General features: G+C 46.9%; 1 protein-coding gene. It reads left to right on the top strand.

The features are described from left to right. The first annotated feature begins 77 nt into the window (after nt 1-77). Nucleotides 78-1,188, top strand: a protein-coding gene (locus E1189_RS01350) for an IS3 family transposase (RefSeq protein ID WP_155158308.1) whose coding sequence is annotated in 2 segments (ribosomal slippage) — nt 78-361 and nt 360-1,188 — 1,113 coding nt in all. Because the reading frame shifts where the segments join, the coding sequence is not laid out codon by codon here. The last annotated feature ends 71 nt before the right edge of the window (nt 1,189-1,259 follow it).

The following is a 1,259-nucleotide window of genomic DNA, read 5'->3' as shown; positions in this document are numbered from 1 at the left end:
TATAGTGGACCCCAAAAACTGGACCACTGGTTAAGTTAAGTTTTCCGACTGTATGATGCCCTTTCAAGGAGGGGAAAATGACAGTCAGAAAAAGGAAGCGTCATGCACCTGAATTCAAAGCTCAGGTTGCACTGGAAGCCTACAGAGGCGATAAAACAATTAACCAGTTGGCCAGTGAACATGGCTTAGCCGCTGTTCAGATTAGTCAGTGGAAGCGTCAGCTACTGAAACAGGTTCCTGAGCTATTTGGCCGTACGGCTCCAGTTATTGATCCTGATGAACTCACCGCCCCGTTATATCAGGAAATCGGTCGGCTCAAGATGGAGCTGGACTGGTTGAAAAAAAAATCTGGATCAGTCGGTTGATCATTTGCGTATGCTTGTCGATCCTAAGAACTTGGATATCAGTGTACGACGACAGTGTGAGCTGCTCGGACTGAATCGCTCTACGCTTTACTATCGGGGTCAACCCGCACAGGAAAGTGCTGAGAATCTCCTGTTGATGGAGCTGATCGACAAGCAGTACACAGCAACACCTTTTTATGGCAGTCGTAAAATGACGGAGTGGCTGAAAATACAAGGCCATCTCGTTAACAGAAAACGTACGCAGCGCCTTATGCGACTAATGGGCATTGAAGGCGTGGCTCCCAAGCCTGGAACCAGCCTGAGAAACAAGGAGCACAAGGTTTATCCGTACCTGCTTCGAGGTCTGGAAATTAACCGCCCTAACCAGGTTTGGAGCACAGACATAACTTATTGCGCCATGCCCCAAGGGTTCATGTACTTGGTTGCCATCATCGACTGGTACAGCCGTTATGTCATTAGCTGGGAACTGTCGAATACACTGGATGCTGATTTTTGTATCCGAGCCTTGGAGCAAGCATTAGAGCTAACAGAGCCTGAAATTTTTAACACTGATCAGGGTTGCCAATTTACCAGTCAGGATTTTTTGACGCCGTTGTTGGACAGAGAAATCAAAGTCAGCATGGATGGTAAAGGTCGTGCATTGGATAACATTTTTGTCGAACGACTCTGGCGCTCTGTGAAATATGAATGGCTTTACTTAAACGAGTTCAGAACTGTAGCTGAGCTGTATCAAGGACTGGAGAAGTACTTCCGGTTCTACAATGCTGAAAGGCTTCACCAGTCACTGAACTACAAGACACCTCAGGCAATACACTTTGGCTGAGGGACTTCAACAACAGCCGGAACATAACTTAAAAAGTGGACTTCGTGGTCTAGACAATGGGGTCCACCTTA

It is taken from the genome of Parendozoicomonas verongulae (genome assembly GCF_009711465.1).
In the GTDB taxonomy this organism is placed as follows: Bacteria; Pseudomonadota; Gammaproteobacteria; order Pseudomonadales; family Endozoicomonadaceae; genus Sansalvadorimonas; species Sansalvadorimonas verongulae.
The sequence above is the reverse complement of the archived record's forward strand: the minus strand, read 5'-3'. Positions and strand labels throughout refer to the sequence as shown.